Here is a 988-nt window from a genome sequence, read left to right on the forward strand (position 1 = left end):
CGCCGCCGCACAGCAGCACTTCGCCGCTGGCGGTCGCGTGGCGCAGGCGCCGCTCCTGCACGTAGTCCACGCCGGTGGCGCGGCCCTGCCCGATCACCAGCCGCCGCACGCGGGCACCGGTGGCTACGTGCAGGTTCGGCCGCGCGCGGGCCGGTGCCAGGTAGGCGGCCGCGGCCGAACAGCGCGCGCCGTCGCGCTGGGTCACCTGGTACAGGCCGATGCCGGCCTGCGCCGGGCCGTTGAAGTCGTCGTTGCGCGGCCAGCCGGCCTGGACGCCGGCGTCGACGAAGGCGCGCGACAGCGGATTGGTGTGGCGCAGGTCCGACACGCGCAGCGGGCCGCCGCTGCCGTGCAGGGCGCTGGCGCCGCGGGTGTTGTCCTCGGCGCGGAGGAAGTACGGCAGCAGCGCATTCCAGTCCCAGCCAGGCGCGCCGGCGCCGCGCCACTCGTCGTAGTCGCGCGGCGTGCCGCGGGTGTAGCACATCGCGTTGATCGAGCTGGAGCCGCCCAGCACCTTGCCGCGCGGCCACCACAGCCGGCGGCCGTGCAGCTGCGGCTCCGGTTCGGTGCGGTAGTCCCAGTTGATCGTGGTGTCCCTGACCAGGCGGCCGAGCCCGGCGGGCATGTGGATCAGCGGGTTCCAGTCGCGCGGGCCGGCCTCGAGCAGCAGCACGCGGCAGCGCGGGTCCTCGCTGAGCCGGGCCGCCAGCACGCAGCCGGCCGAGCCGGCCCCGATCACGATGTAGTCGTACACGGAAGCCCCTGTAACGATGGAAGACGGCGCACTGCGGTGCATGGTCGATACCGGACCGCATCGTATACTGCCGGCGTCATCGCGCAGGGCAGGACGGATGCAGGCCGAACAGGCGACAGCGGCGGGCCGGATCCATCACGGGGAGTGGCGCGCGGTCGTCATTTCCTTCATCTGTTTCTTCTGCGTGCTGGCCGCGTACTACGTGATACGCCCGGTGCGGGAGCAGTTGTCGGC

1 protein-coding gene is annotated in these 988 nt (G+C 73.1%); it reads right to left on the reverse strand.

The genetic code is table 11. The features are described 5' to 3' along the window. The coding region (locus J7528_RS23495; protein WP_291879687.1) for a GMC family oxidoreductase N-terminal domain-containing protein at nucleotides 1–754 on the reverse strand (754 nt) is incomplete at its 3' end. Between the last annotated feature and the right edge of the window lie 234 nt (nucleotides 755–988).

It is taken from the genome of Caulobacter sp. (assembly GCF_017744445.1).
Taxonomy (GTDB): Bacteria; Pseudomonadota; Alphaproteobacteria; order Caulobacterales; family Caulobacteraceae; genus Caulobacter.